The organism is Polynucleobacter sp. 35-46-11, assembly GCF_002281105.1.
In genome coordinates this window covers 1-18,017 of sequence record NZ_NCFJ01000053.1, presented here as the reverse complement: position 1 = coordinate 18,017, position 18,017 = coordinate 1, and the positions used below count along the sequence as shown (strand labels likewise).

The window sequence follows — 18,017 nt, the reverse complement described above, 5'->3', positions numbered from 1 at the left end:
CTGATGATTGGCACTCTGCTTGGCTTTTAACCGTTCCTGTAATCGCTGTAGAAATTCGCTCAAAGTAACAAAATACCTATAAAATTTGGATTAATCCGATTCAGTTTAAATCATTGAAAGCGCTATGTTTATTTCTCGCTGGCTAGGCCAAAAATCTCCTTCTCAATGGCTCAATTTGCGTTTTCGCTCGCTCTTCGCGCAAAGCAAATTACAGCGCCCGGCAAGAACCTCTTGTGCTGGAGAGGCTGGCTTTACTCTGATTGAGATTATGGTGGTGATTGCTATTATCGGTATCTTGGCTACCTTGATCGTTCCGAAGATCATGGGGCGCCCAGATGAAGCCCGAGCTACTGCAGCAAAGCATGATGTCGGCACGATTGTGCAGTCTCTCAAACTCTATCGTTTGGATGTAGGACGCTATCCTACTACCGAGCAAGGAATTAAAGCCTTAGTAGAAAAACCGACTTCAGAACCTGTGCCACAGAACTGGAAAGCCGGCGGATATTTAGATTCTTTACCAAAGGACCCTTGGGGCAATCCATACCAATACACCAATCCTGGTACCAAGAGCGAGATTGATGTCTTTAGCTTTGGTGCGGATGGCAAAGCGGGCGGTACGGGAAGTGATGCGGACTTAGGCAATTGGCAGTAAGCATCACCAATACCTTTTTTAGAAAGTTTTTGGTAAAGACCAAAAATTCTGCTGGAGAAGCGGGCTTTACTCTCATTGAAATCTTAGTAGCCTTAGCTATTTTTGCCATCGTGATGGGTGTAGCAGTCTTAGCTATACCCAATCATGACAATCGTTACTGGCAAGACAATCTTGATCAATTGGTGGGCTCGCTCAATATGGCGCAAGAAGAAAGTGCCATGTCCGGTATGCCCATTGTGGCTCAGGTTGATTCTGCTGGGTGGCGATTTTTCTCGCCCGGCACCAATGTTTCTGCTTCTGCTTCCGCTGCAGGCATACCCATCACCAGTACGAGTGGCTTAATGCCGGATGTGTACCGCCCTCAAGCCTGGCATAAGCCGGTAGAGATGGCTCCTTTGCAAATCACATTGGGTGGTGAGCAGATTACGCAAGCGATGCAAATTCCGATTAAACAAGAAAACCGTCAGGCTATTTTGTCGCGTAAAAATAATGGACGCTTTAGTTGGATTGCGAGCACTGCACCATGAGTCCCATGAGTCCATTGTGTAGCAATCAAAAAGGATTTGCACTCATTGAAGTCTTAGTGGGTTTAGCGGTATTAAGTATTGCGCTGATGGCGGGTATGCGCGCTATTGCTCAAGGCGCTGATACGCAACTGGCAATCTCACAGCGAACCATGGCCTTATGGAGTGCCGATAACCTGTTGATGGGTTTGCGCATGAATCGAGCGTGGCCAGAAATGGGTACGACCACTGTGAGCTGTCCCCAAGCTACTTACATTTTTGTTTGCCAGCGTAAGGTTCTAGATACTCCCAACCCCGGCTTTAGAAGGGTTGAAGTAACCGTCTATCTGGCTAGCCCAGGTAGTGCTGATATCGCTAGTGGTCCTCGCTTAGCCTGGCTCACCACCGTTATTCCCAATCCAACTGGTAGGGTGATGTGATGCCCTGTTGCCATCTTCAAAATAAGCCGGGATTATTGCGGGGTAAGTGGAGATGATATCCATAGATCCAATTATGGATTAATATTACTCCATATATAAAGTAATCTTATTAATTCATCAATCAAGCTATGAACCTAGCCATGAACTCAGCCTATACATATACCTACCCCAAAAGTCGCTTTGAGCCGGCGATAGTGATTAACCTCAATTCCGTCGAAGAGAGAGCACGCCTATCCTCTTCTGCTACCAAGGCCTTTTTTAATATCGTCAACCAATGGCAAATTAAAGATGAAGATGCCCGTGAACTGCTCGGCGGTCTTCCAAGTAGTAGTTTTTATGAGCTCAAAAAAAATCCCAACAAGACTTTAGATGTAGATCGACTAACGCGTATTTCTTATCTGATTGGTATTTATAAGGCGCTTCATATCTTGCACGGCGACACATTGGCTGACGCTTGGGTGAAGATGCCAAATCAACATCGTCTATTTAAGGGCGCCTCTCCATTGGCATTGATGGAGTCAGGTGGCATTGTGGCAATGCAATCCGTTAGAGCATTGCTTGATGCAAGGCGCGGTGGGATTTGATGCTGACAGACATTCCAAGAACCTTACTTCGGCAATATGATTTGCACCGCCTCATTCCATCGAGGTTTGCTGAGGACGAAGATTCGGTTTTAACTCCCATTGCTGACAATGAGGATCACTTAAAGGATCTTTTTGAGTTGGACAATGCAACGAATCAAAGACTGCTAGCAGAATCTGACCGCTTGCCGGGAATTGGAGTTGACGAGCTTGTTTTTGGAATTCCCAATTTTCGAGTGATCAACGCTGCTTTCGCTTATCCAAGACCAGAAGGTAGTCGATTCAATGGACCAGATAGAGGGGCTTGGTATTGCTCCTTTGAGTTGAATACCGCCTTAGCTGAAGTGGTATTTCATAAGACAGTTGAATACGCAGAAATTAATTACTTTCACGATAGCGTGACTTATCAACTTTACCTAGCTGATTTTGCCTGTGAGTTTCATGACATCAGGCGCTGGGATGCTCGGGAGCAGTATTTAGATTCGCACAGCTACCAAGACTCACAACTCCTAGCTGACCAGTTGTTAGAGGATGGCTCCCTGGGAATTATTTACCCTAGCGTTCGTAAGATTGGCGGGACTAATCTCGCCTGCTTCAGGCCCGCCCTTGTTGGGGATGTTCGCAAAACAGAGCGGTTTGAATTGTCATGGTCGGGAAGTGAAGATCCAGAAATAATCAAGATAGGTGATGGAAAACAATAATCATCCACAAGAGCAGGGCTTTGCACTGATCGAGATGATCGTGGCTTTAGTCATCATGGCAATAGTGGGTTTAATGGCATGGCGTGGCATGGATGCCATGATTCGGGGGCGCGAGACCATTGATCGCCGCGCCAATCTAGATGCTAGCTATTTTCAGCTGGTCAACCAGTTCGAGCGCGATTGCCAAGAGAGTTTGCGCCGCGATGAGATTGCACCTTTGTTTTCTGCTGGAAACGCATCAGCCATTTCTAGTCTAGCTGCTGGTGCAAAAAATATTTGGTGGGTACGACGCTATCGTGCCGACAACCAAGATGCTTGGATGATTGTAGGTTATGGCATGGCGCCTGCGGGCCTACAGCGTTTAACCAGTAGACCATTGCTGCGCAGAAGTGATGCTGGAACTTTGTGGGCTAGCATTAGTCGGGACCCTGATTTAATTTCTACTGAATTATTGGTCAGTGTTGAAGTGCCGATGATTGTGCGGCAAGCCTTTCAGGTGCAGACTTCGGTGATTAGTGGTGCAGGTGGAAACGGTATTAGTGCTAGCGGAACTGGTGCCGGTATAGGCATAGGCATAGGCATAGCCAGTCCAACTGCCGGCAATACCCCAATTAGCAACGTCTATCCCGACCCCCAGGGGGTCACGATGCAATGGTGGATTAAAGATCAGGCATTGCCCATCAGTCGGTCTTGTTTGATGGGGGGAGCATTGTGATGATGCGACCGTCTTCTAAGAATGAACAGGGCTCCGCAACAGTCACCGCCTTAATTGTGGTGGGCGTTGCTGCGGTGATGTTGGCTGGACTAATGTGGCGTCAACAAATTCAGATACGCTCTCTTGAAAATGCACGTGATCTGGTTCAGGTGCGGTGGTTGCAACGCGCTGCAATTGACTTTGCACGCTTGGTCTTAGTTGAGGATCAACGCAGCACACAATATGACCACTTGGGCGAAACCTGGGCGCTGCCATTAGCGGACGGTAAGGTAGCTGACTTTTTAAAGAATGCCGATGTTCCGGATGAGATTGCTGCCGTGACCCTGCGTGGACAACTGACCGATGCGCAAAGTCAGTTCAATTTGAATAATTTATGGGACAAGGATTTCAAGGGGGTGAATGCCGCTGGGGTTCAAGAGTACGGACGCTTATTGGAAGCGGTTGGGCTTGATCGTGGTTTAGCTCAGCTCACAGCCCAGGGTGTCCTTCAGGCAGATATGCCTTTATATGACCTAGATGGACTGTTAAGTCTGCCTGCATACAATCCAATGATTTTGGAGAAAATAAGACCTTTTGTAGCCATCTTGCCAGTATTAACAACAGTTAACATTAATACAGCTCCTCCTGAGGTGCTTATGGCGGCACTTTCTGGGCTTAGCAGGTCTGCCGCAGCCAGTTTTGTCCAACAGCGCTCCACTAGCCCAATGAAGAGTTTGGATGAAATGACTGGGCTGTTAAATAGGATGGGCCTTGCCCAAGGCGTCACCATCGATGCCACCCTGGTGGATGTGCGCTCACAATTTTGGCTGGGACGCACAGAAATTCACCTCGGAAGGGGTATATTTGTGAGCTCTGCTTTAATCCAGCGCTCTCAAATTCCATTACCTAGTGGGAATTTAACGCAGGTCATTTGGAGTCGCACTGGCAAAACAGCAATCGAATGAGTTTATTAATCGTACGCGCACCTCTTAAGCCATTGAATGGCAGTACTGCCAGTTCCGCAAGCGACTGGCAGGATTTGGCATGTGCCGAGCGTTTTGAGTGGTGCTTGGTAGAGGATGGTGAATTTGCTGAAGGCGCTGTTGTTGTTACCGGCACCGGCACTGGAACTACTGACTCCATGCCCTATGCAGATCAAGCCCTAGTCTTGATGCCCACCCTTGATGTACGTTTGATTGAAGCAAAAGTACCACTCGCAAACGCCAAAAAATTACAGCAAATTCTTCCGAATTTAGTGGAGGAATATTTATTAGGTGGTGCTGAGGCACTTGCCGTTCAGGCTTTTCCACCGGTACCCGGCAAGCCCGCTTTACAAAGAACTTTAGCGCTGATTGATCGCGCTTGGTATGCCTGGCTCACTAAGCAGTTAGAAGGCTTGCTTTGTCCTCGAGTGCGCTTAATTCCGGACTGTTTGGTTTTGGATTTAGTGGCCAGTGGCGACTCTTCGGTGGCACCATCAACCAGCTTTATGCGAGACGACGGTAATGTCATTCTGAGTAGGCGCACTGGTGAGCAACTGGGGGTGGGCTGGATTGAGCGGGAAAATCTGGAGCAAGGCGTTCAGTTGCCAAGTAGCTTGGGGCCAGATGCCAGCGCACAAGCATTTATTAAAGTGAATGCTAGCAGTAAATCAGCAAACTTTGCCCTCAATTTATTACCCAATAGCTTTAGAAAGCAGAGCGGTAAATCGAGTCTCTTTAATCTTGCGCAGATTTCTGGAATGCTGGGACGCCAAGCTTCGGCAGGCGCAGAGGGTGATGCATCGGCCATGTCTTGGGCGGATCCCGTCCTATGGCGCCGCCCTCGGCAATGGCTAACTATCACTCTTGCTACGATGATCCTAGGATTTGGATTGCATTTAACTTGGCTGGCAATTGATGACTGGCGCTGGACCAAGCGCATGGAATTGCTCGCTGCTCAATCGCTGACTTCAGCCTCTGTTGCTGATTTGACCAAAAGTAATCCCAACCCTACTGCAAGTGCTGTACTGGGAGCATTTATTGAACAGGTGACTCGCGAGCAACGTCGCCAAGGTGCTGTGACAGATGCTGATTTTGCTTCGATGGCAGCCAAGCTGCAGCAATTAAAAGCCAGCTTTGGAGCAGATGTCTTGCAGTCTATTGAATACGATGGTTATGGCATGAATTTTGAATTCAAGCCCGGTGCAGTAAAGCAAAGCTCAGCTCAAGTGCTTGAGCAAGCCAGAATGCTTGGCCTGATGGTGAAGTCTTTAGAAGTGAACCGCTATCGCTTAGAGCCCTATGCGGGTTTATCGGATGCGGTCGGTTCAGGCGGGGGTTCTTGATGAATCGATCCTCTCAACAAACTCTGCAAGAAAAGTTGCTAGCCGCACTCAAGCGCTTCAAGGAGCTTTGCACTAAAGATTACTCTTTGCATGACCTGAAGAATTTAGGCGCAAAAGCAAAAGGCCTCAAGGAAACACTCTCGCAGATTTCTGTTCCATCTGATATGACTGGCGGCCTTCTGAAATCCAAACAGCGCTGGGATCTGAATCCTATTCTGGGTGTCTTGAAGACATTTGCAGTGCGTCAACGTTATCTATTTTTAGTCCTATTAGGTCTAGTGATGGCATTGCTGCTGCATCGGTTTGTGCTGGCACCCTATGAAGCTCAAATCGAATCTCAATTGATGATGCGTCCTGCACAGTGGTCGCAACTTCAGAGCTTAATCAAGCTTTCTAAGGCTAACCCTGCATCATCTCTTTCCATCGCGTCTACCGTGACACCGCTAGATGAGATGGAGCTGCAAAAGGTCAGAAGTGTTTTGACTGCTCGTGGCCTCAAGCCTGCCGTGCTTCGATTGACAACCGACAACCCCCCGCGCCTGGAAATTCAGGTCAGCGATGCAATGTTCTCAGTTGTATTAGATGTATTAGACGAATTACGCAGTACTTGGCGCCTCTATCCAACACAAATGAATGTGGTTTCTGCAGCTGGTCCTGGGGTGGTTAACGTCAGCGCTACCTTATTGCAATTTAGCTCTCAGCCTGGTGTGGGAGCAAGACAATGAAGCTCCGATTAGATCTGACACGCCAGCGCCTACCTAAATGGATCTGGGTGGTACTGGTATTGGCGTGTGCCTGGGTCGTGATTCGTCAAATGCCAGTTGCTTGGGTTGGCGGTGCCTTGGCATCCCAGACTGCTTGCAGGGTAATGCTGGAACAGCCTATCGGTACGATTTGGCAGGGAAGTGCCGCACTAGCGTTTTCAGAGCCCAATGCTTCTGAGGGTGGATGCAGGGAGCCTATGTCCGTTACCGAACGTTTCCACTGGGAGACCTCCTGTAAGCTCGTCTCATTGACTTGCCAGTCAGAAATTCAGTTTGCGGCATTAGAGCAAGCGCAGCAGATTGGGTGGCGCCTAGGCCAGGTGTCCATAGCGGCAAATGAAATTAAGCTTCCTGCCAATGTTTTGGAGGGTTTAGGTAATCCGTGGAGCACTTTACGACCGCGGGGTGGATTGGGTGCCCGCTGGACTGATCTGAATATGGCGACCATGGGGGACTCTGAGGGTGCTGGAGTGGATTCTTCGGGTGTAATTCGAATTATCATCAGTAACTTGAGTAGTCCCATTAGCCCTGTAAAGCCATTGGGTAGTTATGAAATTGCCGCCAATATCGCTCCAGACGGCCTGACTTGGACTTTGTCCACTACAAGTGGCCCACTGTTATTAAAGGGACAGGGTGGGGCGGCTAAGCAATCTGGAATGTATTTTTCAGGTGAGGCCTCCGCCTCTCCCGAAGCGCAAGAATCATTAATCGGTTTATTGTCTTTGTTGGGTAAAAAAGAAGGCGATGCGTATCGCTTGAAGTTTTAAGTTCTTTAGAAAATAGGTATGCAAACAGTGTTGAGTCATCTTCAAAAGAATTTTCAGAGGCGTTTAGTGCAGCTCGTGGTGGTCTGCGTCGCCGGTGAAAGCATGCTCCTGCCCTTAGCATACGCACAATTCAATTCTCCGCAATCGAATATCGCAGTGCCCGATGAAGGTAGTGTGACTTTGTCATTCTCAAACGCTGATATTGAATCCGTAGCCAACGTCTTAGCAAAGGCAACGGGCCAAACTATTTTGGTCGACCCTAAAGTGAAGGGCACGATTAACCTGATTAGCAATAAGCCTCTCACCAAGTCCAAAGCATTAGATGCTTTTTCAACTGCATTGCGTACTTCTGGTTTTGCATTGGTTGATGTGAGTGGTGTATACCGCGTGGTTGCTGCAGCGGATGCCAAGTTGATTAGTAATTCAGTAACGACCGGCAAAGGTAAGCAGGACGGTGATCAAATTATTACGCGCGTCTTTAGGCTCAACTTTGAGTCTGCCAACAATCTATTGCCTGTATTGCGCCCCTTGGTGTCGCCTAACAATACAATCAATGCCTACCCTGGCAACAACACGATTGTGATCACCGATTACGCCAGCAATATCCAGCGTATTTCGAAGTTAATTGAATCGATTGATGCGCCGACATCAAGTGATGTGCAAAGTATTAAATTGCAATATGCGATCGCTACCGATATGGCGACGATTTTAAGTAAGGTGCTCGATACCGCTACCACTGGTGGTGCTGATCCATCACTGAAGACGATGATTTTGGCTGAGCCCAGAAGTAATTCGATTTTGGTGCGCGGTGCAAGTGCTGAGCGTATTCGGCAGATTCGGATATTGGTTGCACGCTTAGATGTGCCAACTGCAAACAACGGAAACATTTGGGTAGTACCGCTGAAAAATGCCGAAGCAACTAAATTAGCGGTCACTTTGCGTGCGATCGTTGCAGCAGATGCAAGCTTATCTGCGCAAGTGGGTAGCGCTCCTGGCCAACCGGGATCCGCTAATCCTGCTGCCAACTTAAATCAGCCGCAGGCTAATCAACAAAATACTGCGCCAGGTGCAATGGGTTCTAGTGCGGCAACCTCAGCATTAACCAGCTCCAGTAATCCTACAACCGGCGGCATTATTCAGGCAGAGCCAGCAACCAACTCCATCATTATTACTGCCAGTGAGCCTTTGTATCGCAATCTACGCCATGTCATTGAGCAATTAGATCGCCGTCGTACACAGGTTTATATTGAATCCCTCATTGCTGAGGTGAGCTCTACCAATGCAGAGGAGTTGGGTATTCAGTGGCAAGGTCTAGTCGGTTCAGGCAATCAGAACGTGGGCTTTGGCGGCACTAACTTTACGAATGCTGCGGGACAAACAGGATCAAATATTCTGGGCCTAGGCTCGAATGTAAACAATATTCTCAATCCTGGTAATCCATCTGGTGTCCCTATTCCGCCGGCGCCTGGATTGAACTTGGGTATGTTGACCAAATTCAATGGCACTTATGGAATGTCTGCCTTGTTAACTGCTTTGGCAACAACGCAAGGCACCAATATTCTGTCGACACCAAACCTCATTACCTTGGATAACGAAGAGGCTCGTATTGTGGTGGGTCAGAACGTACCAATCATTACGGGCTCTTATGCTCAAACTGGCTCGACCAGTACGGTGACTCCATTTCAGACCTATACCCGTCAAGACGTCGGTTTAACTTTGCGTGTGCGCCCACAAGTATCCGATAACGGCGTTGTGAAGATGCAGATTTACCAGGAAGTCTCCTCTATTTATAACCAGAGTTTTGCCTCCGGCATTATTTTGAATAAGCGCAATATCGAATCCAATGTCTTGGTCGATGATGGTCAGATTATTGTCTTGGGCGGCCTGATCGAAGATAAATATAACGATGGCTCAAGCGGTATTCCATTCTTAAAAGATATTCCCTGGATTGGCGCGCTCTTCCGCTCGGATGCCAAGACCCGCACCAAAACCAATCTGTTGGTATTTATTCGTCCTTACATCTTGCGTGATAAGGATCAAACAGCAGATATCACTACGAATCGCTTGAACTTAGTGCAAAAAACAGAAGATCAATTTAAGCAGGCTCCTATGCTCTTGCCTAAAGAAGACTTATCGCAGATCTCTGATTTAGAGTCACCACTGATACCACCGGGCAAGCCGGTAGATCCGACACCTAATAACCTACCGTCTTCTGGATTGACTAAGCCAATTCCAGTGCGCCCTTCTAATGCGCCAGATTTAGTAGCGCCGATTCCAATCACGATTCAATAATGTCGCGACTTCCTCGCATCCCCTTTGCTTATGCAAAGGCGAATGAGATCCTCTTAAAAAAGAGCGAGGATCCAGAAGGGGTACCGACATTAATTCATAGTGCTAATACCGATCTATCGGTTGTGCAGGAAGTTTGCCGTCTCGTGGGGCCAATTCATCGAGTCGAGCAAACCAGTGAGCAGGTATTGGAAGCGCTCAATGCTGCCTATGCTGAAGGCGATCTCAATGCCTCTCAGGTGGTGGATGAAGTAGAGGAGGCAGTGGATCTTTCTCGCCTCTTACAGGAGATGCCGGTCTCTGAGGATTTATTGGAGATGAATGACGATGCTCCGGTAATCCGCATGATCAATAGTCTACTGAAGCAGGCTAGTCGAGATGGTGCATCTGATATTCATTTGGAAGCATTTGAGCGTAAATCACTAGTGCGGTTTCGGGTGGACGGTAACTTACGCGATATCGTGGATATGCGACGTGATCTTCATGCTGCTCTGGTATCTCGCATCAAAATCATGGCATCTTTGGACATTGCAGAAAAGCGTATGCCACAAGATGGCCGCATCTCCCTTCGTGTGGGTGGCCGTGCCATCGATGTGCGCGTTTCTACATTACCCACTTCGCATGGCGAGCGCGTGGTGTTGCGTTTACTAGAAAAAAACTATGACCGCCTCGATTTGCGTGCTCTAGGCATGGCTGAAGATACCTTCACTCAGTTTGATCAACTCATACATCGTCCGCACGGGATTGTGTTGGTAACGGGTCCAACTGGTAGCGGTAAAACCACCACTTTATATGGCGCTCTATTGCGCCTGCGTAACAAGATCAACAACATCATGACGGTGGAAGATCCGATTGAGTACAACCTCGACGGTATCGGCCAGACCCAGGTGAACTCTCGTATTGATATGAACTTTGCCAGAGCGCTACGCGCGATCTTGCGTCAGGATCCGGACATTGTGATGATTGGTGAGATCCGTGACTTAGAGACAGCGCAGATTGCAGTACAAGCTTCATTGACTGGACATTTGGTCTTAGCTACCTTGCATACCAACGATGCGCCTTCTGCAGTAACGCGTTTGATCGATATGGGAATCGAACCCTTCCTACTCTCTTCGACTTTACTGGGTGTATTGGGACAACGCTTGATTCGTCTCTCCTGTGCTGCTTGTGGCGGTAAGGGCTGCGCTGTGTGCGGCGACTCTGGATATAGTGGGCGCGCTGGTATTTATGAGCTCATGACTACCAATGAAAAGATTCGTGAGCTCGTACACCAACAAGCTTCTGAAAGTGATATTCGTAAACAGGCACTGCTTGGTGGCATGCGCACTTTGGCTGATGACGGTAAGCGCTGGGTTGCGCAAGGCAAGACCACGCCTGAAGAAATTCTCCGGGTTACCGGTTCAGTGGAATTGGACTAAAAATCTATGGCACGCTATCGCTTTGAAGCTCTGACTTATGCTGGCAAGAGCGAGCGTGGCAGCGTCGATGGTGAGAGTGTGCGTGCAGTACGCCAGGCCCTGATGGCCAAACAGTTAGTGCCGGTTTCTATTGAACTCGAAACGGAGTGGGGCAAGCAACGGTTCTGGAACAAATGGTTTTCAGAGAACAAGCCTCTAAGCCGAGCTGATCTGACATTAATTACCAAGCAGGTAGCAATTTTGGTGAGATCAGGCGTACAAATTGATGAAACTTTATCTGTGCTTGCCGAAGAAAGTAGTCAAGCTCATGTGAAAGCAGTACTGCAGGCAGTAGTCGCTGAGTTACGCGCGGGTTTGCCACTATCAAAAGCGATTGCCACACAACCCCTTTCATTTGATCCTTTATATCAAGGGGTAGTGGGTGCAGCAGAACAGTCAGGCAAGATGGGTCAGGTCTTGACTCAATTGGCTGAGTTTTTAGAGAAGCGACAAGCTCTGAAGAATAAGGCTTTGGGCGCGCTAGCGTATCCAGCCATGTTGACTGGCGTTGCCTTCATGATCGTGTTATTCCTGATGACTTACGTCGTACCCCAAATTGCGAGAGTATTTCAGAATACCAAGCAGGCGCTGCCATTTTCAACTCGCTTCATCTTGGCACTTTCAGAGTTCTTGATGAATTGGGGTTGGCTACTAGTCATCGCGATGGTTGGCGCAGTCTTTTATGCTCGGCGCGCTTTGGCCAATCCAGAGTTTCGCCTCAAGGTCGATCGCGTACTACTCAACTTCCCCTTGATTGGTCCACTGCTATTAGGTTTTGAGACCGCGCGTTTTGCTAATACGATGGCCATGCTGGTCGCAGCTAATGTACCTATATTGACCGCATTACATAGTGCGCGAGATACTTTAAATAACACGGTATTGCGTGCAGCGATTGATTCAACTGAGGGGCGTCTGCGTGAGGGTACAAGCTTGGCTAGGGCGTTAGGTAGCCAGGGTGTGTTTTCACCGATCTTGATTCACCTGATACGCTCTGGGGAAGCTTCCGGAAAGTTGGCTGAGATGCTGAAATATGGCGCAGAAAATGCTGAGCTTGAGTCTGAACAAAAAACAAAAATATTCACCAGTTTATTAGAGCCTTTATTAATTCTATTAATGGGCTTAATGGTTTTAGGAATTGTGATGGCAGTGATGCAACCAATATTGGAAATGAATTCAGGGGTGAGGTAAACAAATGCAAATACTAATCATGACCGGTCCACATAGCCGTGTAAGAGAAATCACATTGACAGCACGTCACCTGGTTTTTGGTGGAGCAACTGTTCTTGCCTTATTGTGTGGCGCTAACTGGATGGTCAGTTCAGTAAATAATGAAACCAAAGACCTGCTTCATGCAATGGAGAAGAAAGAGCTTTTAGAGAAACGTTTTTCTGCCAACTCTGAAGATGACTATGAGACGAAGTTGATGGAGCTGCAAGCCCGCCTAGAGGATGCTCAGCGTAATCTGGATCAGTTGGATGCATTGCGAACTCAGTTAATGCGTTCCAATGGTCAAGTTAGCGCAGTCAATCTGAGTAATGCTGATTTTGGTAATGCCCAGGGCGGCCCATTAAAACCCTCTAACGTGACGATTAATCTAGGCAATCAAGATGAGCAATATGGCGCACGCTTGGATCGTACGGTTCAGGATTCCATTGCCTTCAGTACACGCGTTCAAGAAATGCAAAAATCGCTTACCCATACCTGGGATGTGGCAAATTCAATTCCGACAGCATCCCCCTTGTCCTTGATGCCGCAGGCTTCAAGTGGCCTTGGTTATCGAGCAGACCCTTTTACTGGTAAGGTAGCTTGGCATGAAGGAACAGACTTTCCTGCGGCTTATGGCACACCAATCCTGGCCACTGCGGACGGCACCGTCATTCGTGCGGCCTGGGATGAAGAGTATGGCTACGTAGTTGATGTGCAGCATAAAAATGCAGTAGTTACTCGCTATGCGCATGCGCAAGAGCTTTTGGTAAAACCGGGTGACTTTGTGAAGCAGGCGCAAGCGATCGCAAAGGTAGGCTCTACTGGCCGCTCTACCGGACCCCATTTGCACTATGAGGTTCTTAGAAACGATCAATCTATAGCTAGAAACTAATCTTCTGAAGTCTTAGTTAATTAGTCGGTTTATTGCAATTTAACTAGGCATTGGATTTTGAATCTCATATCCCTCTTAAGGCACTAAGCTCAAAAATAAATACTCAAAGAAAATAATCAGATGGACTACTCCTTGAAGCAGGGTAGTCCTGCCGATTGCTAAGGTCAGTGCTCCAATAAAGAAGGAGAGATACATCAGCGTCATATTCAGTGAGCTAATTCCTAGGCTGAGTGGTAAATCAAACAAGATGGCAAATGCAGCGACAGTGGGAATAGTTAGCCCAATACTTGCAAGGGCGGAACCCAATGCTAAATTCAGACTGCTTTGCAAGCGATTAGCTCGCGCAGCTCTTACGGCTGCATAGCCTTCAGGTAAAAGTACGAGCATTGCAATCGCAATACCAATCACAGTTTTTGGGGCTCCAGCCGCTTTAACGCCGGCCTCTATTACGGGATTGAGCCCCTCCGCTAGGCCAACAACTATTGCTAAAGAAATCAAAAGTAAAAATAGACTTGATACAGTTTTAAGATTACTAGGCTTATCTGCATGAACGTCGCTATTGGTTTTCATAGCCGTTTCTTTTGGCAGGTAATAATCGCGATGGCTAACAGTCTGGAAAAATATAAAGGCACCGTATAGGGCGAAAGAGGCAATGCCCGCAAATGCAAGCTGACTCTTTGTAAAATCAGGCCCCGGGGTGCTTACCGTCACCATTGGCATGACCAAAATGAAGGTCGCTAAGGCAGTTAAGACTGCCAATGCAGAGTTGGTACCTTCGTTACGAAAGGACATCTCATGGTGCTTAATTCCACCCATGAAAATACATAAACCAATTACACCATTTATAACAATCATGACTGTGGCGAAGACTGCATCACGCGCAATAAATTCTGAGCCCTCGTGGCCCGCTAACATCATGGTGATAATGAGTGATACTTCAATAATAGTAACGCTAATCGCCAGCACTAATGTTCCATAGGGCTCTCCAGTTTTATGCGCGATAACCTCAGCATGGTGGACGGCAGATAAAACCGCGCTAATAAGCGTGATCCCCATCAAAGCAATAAACCAAGTTTGATTCAGGAGTGGGGCTAAGAAGTCCATGAAAGTAATCTTTACGGTGAAAAATGCAAATGCTCGTTAATATAGATAAATTCTATACGGGCGAGAGGAGTGGGCCTATTTTAAGATAATTTATATGGCTCATTTAGCAAGCTTGCTCAACATTTATAAAGATTGATATGAAGGCAATAATTTTATTTGGACATGGCGCTCGCGATGTTCGTTGGCGTGAACCATTTGATCGCTTGGCACTACTATGGAAGGTGCAGTACCCAGATACTGCGGTGGAGCTAGCTTTTTTAGAGATGATGGAGCCGAATTTGGAGCAGGCAATCTCTTCCTTAGGGGGTACTGGCGTTACTGAGATCGTGATAGTGCCAGTCTTTTTTGGGCAAGGTGGTCATTTACGCAATGATTTCCCCGTCCTGCTATCCGCTTGTCAGGATAAATTCCCGGCAATGAAATTAAGCGCTACGCCTGCTGTCGGTGAAGATGAGGCCGTCTTGCAAGCCATCATCGAATTTAGCGCTAGAGCTCTGTAAGTCTGTAGTTTGATTGATGGTTTGTTTTTCTCTTAAGGCTTCGCCCACCATAATCAGTGCAGGCGAGGTACTATCAAACCAATCATTCGCTTTGCCCTTGGCTAGCTCTCCCAGGGTGGTAGACCAGTGACGCTCATTCTGAGTGCTGACTGCTTCCAGAATATGTACCGGAGTATCAGCTGTCTTATCTGGGCTTTCTTGTATTAATCCTTGCGCAATATTGGCTGCGTCCTTGCGGCCCATGTAATACACCAAGGTATCAGCTTGTGGATTTTGAATTGGCTGCTGACCTCTGTTATCGCTGAGATTCTCAGCGCCTTGTGCCAATGTAACAAAAGCAACGCTACGAGAGACCCCCCGCAATGTCAGCGATTGCTGAATAGCTGCTGCACCCGCTAATGCCGCAGTGATACCTGGTACTACTTCTACTTCTATGCCCGCTTGTTTGAGCGCTTGTATTTCTTCATCGGCGCGCCCAAACATCATGGGATCGCCACCTTTCAGGCGCAGGATGATTTGATATTTTTGTGCGGCATCAACGAGGCGTTTGTTAATAAAGTGCTGCGCAGAAGAAAGCTTGCCGCAACGTTTACCTACTGGTACTTTAATGGCTTGAGGACAGAACTCCAGCATGGCTGGATCTACCAAGGCATCATGAAAAACAATATCTGCCTTTGCCAGCAGATTAGCGCCACGCACAGTAATGAGATCAACTGCCCCGGGACCCGCGCCCACTAAATACACTTTACCGAGTTTGTTTAGATTGCCCATGATTTATCTATACCGAATCTATCTTAGTTGACTTCTTGAGTGCTGCGTTGATCACGCCAGCTGTTTTGTGTCGTCACGCTAAAGAGATCAAACTGTTTGAGTCCAATATCTAAGTTTTGATCTGGGCGTAGTTCAAAAGCATCAAAGCCTACTCGCGCAGCTTGTAATAGTTGATCAATCAATACATCCCCGATTGCCCTCAATTCACCCTGCCATTCAAAGCGATCTCTAAGTAGGGCTGCAGTGCTAAAACTTCTGCCATCTCTGAAGATGGGAAAGTGAGCAGCTACAACTGGCCAGAGTTTTTTACCTTCCTCAATGATGTCAGCATGTTTGAGGATGTCATCATCGGCGGCAAACCATACGCCAATCTCACGCTTATTTGTGCGTGTGCTGATGTCGGCGTTCTTATGATGAGTGATCCACCAATGAAAGGGCACCAATACCTTATGTAATCCATGCTCTAAGTCAGGAATACCGCCTTCATCACGCTCGCCATCCCAGACCTGCCAGTCATTAGCGATTACTGTAGGGTTTCCGTCTTTAGGGAAATAAATGATGTGCTTGTTCATGATCTTTCCCGGATTAGGCAATTACAACCTTGTTATATTCTTTAGAGTATTTATCATTTTTATTGAATGCGTTCTTGTATGCGGCCTCTTTAAAGGGTGTTACACCAAGGCGACGATAGGTCTCAATAAATGGCTCATCAGTTGTACGTTGCTCGACATAGGTATTAATGATGCTAGTCATGACATCAGGGATTTCATTGGCGTAGAAAGAAGGACCAATTACTTTACCAATCGAGGCATTATTACCTTGCTCTCCGCCCAGGGTTATTTGGTAGCACTCTTCACCATCTTTATCGACACCCAGTACGCCAATATTGCCAACGTGATGATGGCCACAAGAGTTAATGCATCCGGAAATATTTAAACTGATATCACCTAAATCAAATAGGTAATCTAAATCATCAAATCGCTCCTGAATCGCTTTAGCAATTGGTAGTGATTTAGCGTTAGCGAGTGAGCAGAAGTCGCCACCAGGACAGGCAATGATATCGGTCAGCAAGCCAATATTAGGTAGCACTAAATTATAGTTTTTAGCGGCGCGCCAAAGATTCAATAACTCCGCTTGTTCAACATCAGCCAAAACTAAGTTTTGTTCATGGGTCACACGCAATTCACCAAAACTATATTGATCTGCTAAATCCGCAATGGCATTCATTTGCGCGCTAGTGGCGTCGCCAGGAGCGGCAGTGCCATGCGGCTTAAGCGACAGAATAACTGAGGCATAGCCAGAAACTTGATGTGGCTTTACGTTGCGCTCTAGCCAGCGAGTAAAGGCAATCCTCTCATTGGCATCTAATCTAGATTCAGCATGAGACAGTAATTGTTCATTGCTTAATTCCGGAAGAGTTTTGTAGCTTGGCTTGGTAAAGTGCTTAGCGACACGCTCCCACTCAGCTTGCGTAAAGTTATCTTTACTCTGCTTAGCATCGTTATGCAGTTGCGCCCATTCACCTTCTACTTGGCGTGCGAATTCTTCTGGGCCTAATGCCTTTACTAAAATCTTGATGCGGGCTTTGTAGAGATTATCTCTTCTGCCAAAGCGGTTATACACGCGTAATAGGGCGGTCAGGTAACTTGGCAGAAGTTGCCAAGGCAGCCCTTGCTTAATCAATGATCCCAGTATAGGTGTACGACCCATGCCACCGCCGGCATAGATGTTTGCTGTCAACTCACCATTGTTGATGTCGGGATTTTTCTGGAGCTCAATGCCCACGTCATGACAAAGTAATACGGTGCGATCTTCTTTAGCGCCATTAATTGCAAACTTAAATTTGCGCGGTAGATGAGCAAACTCAGGATGTAATGTTGACCATTGGCGGAGTAACTCGCAAATGGGTCTTGGGTCAATATATTCATCAGCAGCAACACCTGCAAAGGCATCACTTGTGATGTTCCGAATACAGTTGCCTGAAGTCTGAATGGCATGCATCTCTACTTTGGCTAATTCTGCCAAGATGTCCGGCGTCTGCTCTAGTTCTACCCAGTTCAACTGAATGTTTTGACGGGTTGTGAAGTGTCCGTAACCACGATCGTATTTATCAGCAATGAAGGCTAGGGTTCGAAGCTGTTTAGCACTCAATAATCCATAAGGAATAGCAACACGCAGCATATAGGCATGGCGCTGATGGTAGAGGCCATTCTGTAGACGGAGAGGGCGAAATTCTTCTTCGGCTAAAGTGCCGTTCAGGCGTCGCTCAACCTGGTCTCGAAACTGGATAACCCGTTGATCTACAAGGGCTTGGTCAATATGGTCATATTTGTACATAGACCCATATTGTCTGGGGCTATGTCCATAACC

The 18,017-nt window shown here is 47.4% G+C and carries 19 protein-coding genes; 15 read left to right on the top strand and 4 right to left on the bottom strand.

The window, feature by feature from the left end:
- Nucleotides 1-124 precede the first annotated feature (124 nt).
- The 14 genes from gspG to B7Y67_RS06200 all read left to right on the top strand — a co-directional run bounded on the left by gspG (nucleotide 125) and on the right by B7Y67_RS06200 (nucleotide 13,272).
- Entirely contained in the window at nucleotides 125-652 is a 528-nt protein-coding gene (gene gspG, locus B7Y67_RS06265) for a type II secretion system major pseudopilin GspG (RefSeq protein WP_293597900.1), read from the top strand.
- Nucleotides 643-1,179, top strand: a complete 537-nt coding sequence (locus tag B7Y67_RS06260) for a prepilin-type N-terminal cleavage/methylation domain-containing protein (protein ID WP_293597899.1) — start codon at nucleotides 643-645, stop codon at nucleotides 1,177-1,179. The genes gspG and B7Y67_RS06260 overlap by 10 nt, the downstream gene beginning before the upstream one ends.
- Nucleotides 1,176-1,595 (top strand): type II secretion system minor pseudopilin GspI, encoded by a 420-nt coding sequence (gene gspI, locus B7Y67_RS06255; RefSeq protein ID WP_293597898.1) that lies wholly within the window; start codon nucleotides 1,176-1,178, stop codon nucleotides 1,593-1,595. The genes B7Y67_RS06260 and gspI overlap by 4 nt, the downstream gene beginning before the upstream one ends.
- Nucleotides 1,596-1,723: 128 nt before the next feature.
- Complete coding sequence (locus tag B7Y67_RS06250) at nucleotides 1,724-2,179, top strand: MbcA/ParS/Xre antitoxin family protein (protein WP_293597897.1); 456 nt, start codon at nucleotides 1,724-1,726, stop codon at nucleotides 2,177-2,179.
- Complete coding sequence (locus B7Y67_RS06245; protein ID WP_293597896.1) at nucleotides 2,179-2,877, top strand: RES family NAD+ phosphorylase; 699 nt, start codon at nucleotides 2,179-2,181, stop codon at nucleotides 2,875-2,877. The genes B7Y67_RS06250 and B7Y67_RS06245 overlap by 1 nt, the downstream gene beginning before the upstream one ends.
- Entirely contained in the window at nucleotides 2,864-3,592 is a 729-nt protein-coding gene (locus B7Y67_RS06240) for a type II secretion system protein J (protein WP_293597895.1), read from the top strand. The genes B7Y67_RS06245 and B7Y67_RS06240 overlap by 14 nt, the downstream gene beginning before the upstream one ends.
- Nucleotides 3,592-4,536, top strand: a complete 945-nt coding sequence (gspK, locus tag B7Y67_RS06235; RefSeq protein ID WP_293597894.1) for a type II secretion system minor pseudopilin GspK — start codon at nucleotides 3,592-3,594, stop codon at nucleotides 4,534-4,536. Before B7Y67_RS06240 ends, gspK begins: the two co-directional genes overlap by 1 nt.
- Nucleotides 4,533-5,897: a type II secretion system protein GspL gene (locus B7Y67_RS06230; protein WP_293597893.1), complete on the top strand. Its 1,365-nt coding sequence runs from the start codon at nucleotides 4,533-4,535 to the stop codon at nucleotides 5,895-5,897. The genes gspK and B7Y67_RS06230 overlap by 4 nt, the downstream gene beginning before the upstream one ends.
- Entirely contained in the window at nucleotides 5,897-6,622 is a 726-nt protein-coding gene (gspM, locus tag B7Y67_RS06225; RefSeq protein ID WP_293597892.1) for a type II secretion system protein GspM, read from the top strand. The genes B7Y67_RS06230 and gspM overlap by 1 nt, the downstream gene beginning before the upstream one ends.
- Complete coding sequence (gene gspN, locus B7Y67_RS06220; protein ID WP_293597891.1) at nucleotides 6,619-7,428, top strand: type II secretion system protein N; 810 nt, start codon at nucleotides 6,619-6,621, stop codon at nucleotides 7,426-7,428. Before gspM ends, gspN begins: the two co-directional genes overlap by 4 nt.
- A gap of 18 nt (nucleotides 7,429-7,446) precedes the next feature.
- The gene (gspD, locus tag B7Y67_RS06215; RefSeq protein WP_293597890.1) at nucleotides 7,447-9,720 is read left to right on the top strand and encodes a type II secretion system secretin GspD; all 2,274 of its coding nucleotides are present in this window, start codon (nucleotides 7,447-7,449) and stop codon (nucleotides 9,718-9,720) included.
- Nucleotides 9,720-11,135: a GspE/PulE family protein gene (locus B7Y67_RS06210; RefSeq protein WP_293597889.1), complete on the top strand. Its 1,416-nt coding sequence runs from the start codon at nucleotides 9,720-9,722 to the stop codon at nucleotides 11,133-11,135. The genes gspD and B7Y67_RS06210 overlap by 1 nt, the downstream gene beginning before the upstream one ends.
- Before the next feature lie 6 nt (nucleotides 11,136-11,141).
- A complete protein-coding gene (gspF, locus tag B7Y67_RS06205; RefSeq protein ID WP_293597888.1) occupies nucleotides 11,142-12,362 on the top strand; it encodes a type II secretion system inner membrane protein GspF in 1,221 nt (406 codons plus the stop codon).
- 4 nt (nucleotides 12,363-12,366) lie between these two features.
- Nucleotides 12,367-13,272: a peptidoglycan DD-metalloendopeptidase family protein gene (locus B7Y67_RS06200; protein ID WP_293597887.1), complete on the top strand. Its 906-nt coding sequence runs from the start codon at nucleotides 12,367-12,369 to the stop codon at nucleotides 13,270-13,272.
- Between the two features lie 75 nt (nucleotides 13,273-13,347).
- Here the strand turns inward: B7Y67_RS06200 and B7Y67_RS06195 are convergent, their stop codons facing one another.
- On the bottom strand, nucleotides 13,348-14,376 hold the full coding sequence (locus B7Y67_RS06195; RefSeq protein ID WP_293597886.1) for an ionic transporter y4hA: 1,029 nt from the start codon (nucleotides 14,374-14,376) through the stop codon (nucleotides 13,348-13,350).
- A gap of 137 nt (nucleotides 14,377-14,513) precedes the next feature.
- On the opposite strand from B7Y67_RS06195, the gene B7Y67_RS06190 reads away from it, so the two are divergent.
- A complete protein-coding gene (locus B7Y67_RS06190) occupies nucleotides 14,514-14,876 on the top strand; it encodes a CbiX/SirB N-terminal domain-containing protein (RefSeq protein ID WP_293597885.1) in 363 nt (120 codons plus the stop codon).
- On the opposite strand, the gene cobA is transcribed toward B7Y67_RS06190, so the two are convergent.
- Genes cobA through B7Y67_RS06175 form a run of 3 tightly spaced genes read right to left on the bottom strand, consistent with a single transcriptional unit; the run spans nucleotide 14,799 to nucleotide 17,984 of the window.
- Nucleotides 14,799-15,647 carry a uroporphyrinogen-III C-methyltransferase gene (cobA, locus tag B7Y67_RS06185; protein ID WP_293597884.1) on the bottom strand — a complete coding sequence of 283 codons (849 nt, stop codon included), beginning with the start codon at nucleotides 15,645-15,647 and terminating at the stop codon, nucleotides 14,799-14,801. The two genes, B7Y67_RS06190 and cobA, sit on opposite strands and share 78 nt — an antisense overlap.
- A gap of 23 nt (nucleotides 15,648-15,670) precedes the next feature.
- Nucleotides 15,671-16,219 (bottom strand): DUF934 domain-containing protein, encoded by a 549-nt coding sequence (locus tag B7Y67_RS06180; RefSeq protein ID WP_293597883.1) that lies wholly within the window; start codon nucleotides 16,217-16,219, stop codon nucleotides 15,671-15,673.
- 13 nt (nucleotides 16,220-16,232) lie between these two features.
- The gene (locus B7Y67_RS06175; RefSeq protein WP_293597901.1) at nucleotides 16,233-17,984 is read right to left on the bottom strand and encodes a nitrite/sulfite reductase; all 1,752 of its coding nucleotides are present in this window, start codon (nucleotides 17,982-17,984) and stop codon (nucleotides 16,233-16,235) included.
- Nucleotides 17,985-18,017 lie beyond the last annotated feature (33 nt).

Coding starts and splice junctions, on each gene's coding strand:
- gspG (WP_293597900.1), top strand. CDS start 125: ATGTTTATTTCTCGCTGGCTAGGCCAAAAATCTCCTTCTCAATGGCTC.
- gspI (WP_293597898.1), top strand. CDS start 1,176: ATGAGTCCCATGAGTCCATTGTGTAGCAATCAAAAAGGATTTGCACTC.
- B7Y67_RS06250 (WP_293597897.1), top strand. CDS start 1,724: ATGAACCTAGCCATGAACTCAGCCTATACATATACCTACCCCAAAAGT.
- B7Y67_RS06245 (WP_293597896.1), top strand. CDS start 2,179: ATGCTGACAGACATTCCAAGAACCTTACTTCGGCAATATGATTTGCAC.
- B7Y67_RS06240 (WP_293597895.1), top strand. CDS start 2,864: ATGGAAAACAATAATCATCCACAAGAGCAGGGCTTTGCACTGATCGAG.
- gspK (WP_293597894.1), top strand. CDS start 3,592: ATGATGCGACCGTCTTCTAAGAATGAACAGGGCTCCGCAACAGTCACC.
- B7Y67_RS06230 (WP_293597893.1), top strand. CDS start 4,533: ATGAGTTTATTAATCGTACGCGCACCTCTTAAGCCATTGAATGGCAGT.
- gspM (WP_293597892.1), top strand. CDS start 5,897: ATGAATCGATCCTCTCAACAAACTCTGCAAGAAAAGTTGCTAGCCGCA.
- gspN (WP_293597891.1), top strand. CDS start 6,619: ATGAAGCTCCGATTAGATCTGACACGCCAGCGCCTACCTAAATGGATC.
- gspD (WP_293597890.1), top strand. CDS start 7,447: ATGCAAACAGTGTTGAGTCATCTTCAAAAGAATTTTCAGAGGCGTTTA.
- B7Y67_RS06210 (WP_293597889.1), top strand. CDS start 9,720: ATGTCGCGACTTCCTCGCATCCCCTTTGCTTATGCAAAGGCGAATGAG.
- gspF (WP_293597888.1), top strand. CDS start 11,142: ATGGCACGCTATCGCTTTGAAGCTCTGACTTATGCTGGCAAGAGCGAG.
- B7Y67_RS06200 (WP_293597887.1), top strand. CDS start 12,367: ATGCAAATACTAATCATGACCGGTCCACATAGCCGTGTAAGAGAAATC.
- B7Y67_RS06195 (WP_293597886.1), bottom strand. CDS start 14,376: ATGGACTTCTTAGCCCCACTCCTGAATCAAACTTGGTTTATTGCTTTG.
- B7Y67_RS06190 (WP_293597885.1), top strand. CDS start 14,514: ATGAAGGCAATAATTTTATTTGGACATGGCGCTCGCGATGTTCGTTGG.
- cobA (WP_293597884.1), bottom strand. CDS start 15,647: ATGGGCAATCTAAACAAACTCGGTAAAGTGTATTTAGTGGGCGCGGGT.
- B7Y67_RS06180 (WP_293597883.1), bottom strand. CDS start 16,219: ATGAACAAGCACATCATTTATTTCCCTAAAGACGGAAACCCTACAGTA.
- B7Y67_RS06175 (WP_293597901.1), bottom strand. CDS start 17,984: ATGTACAAATATGACCATATTGACCAAGCCCTTGTAGATCAACGGGTT.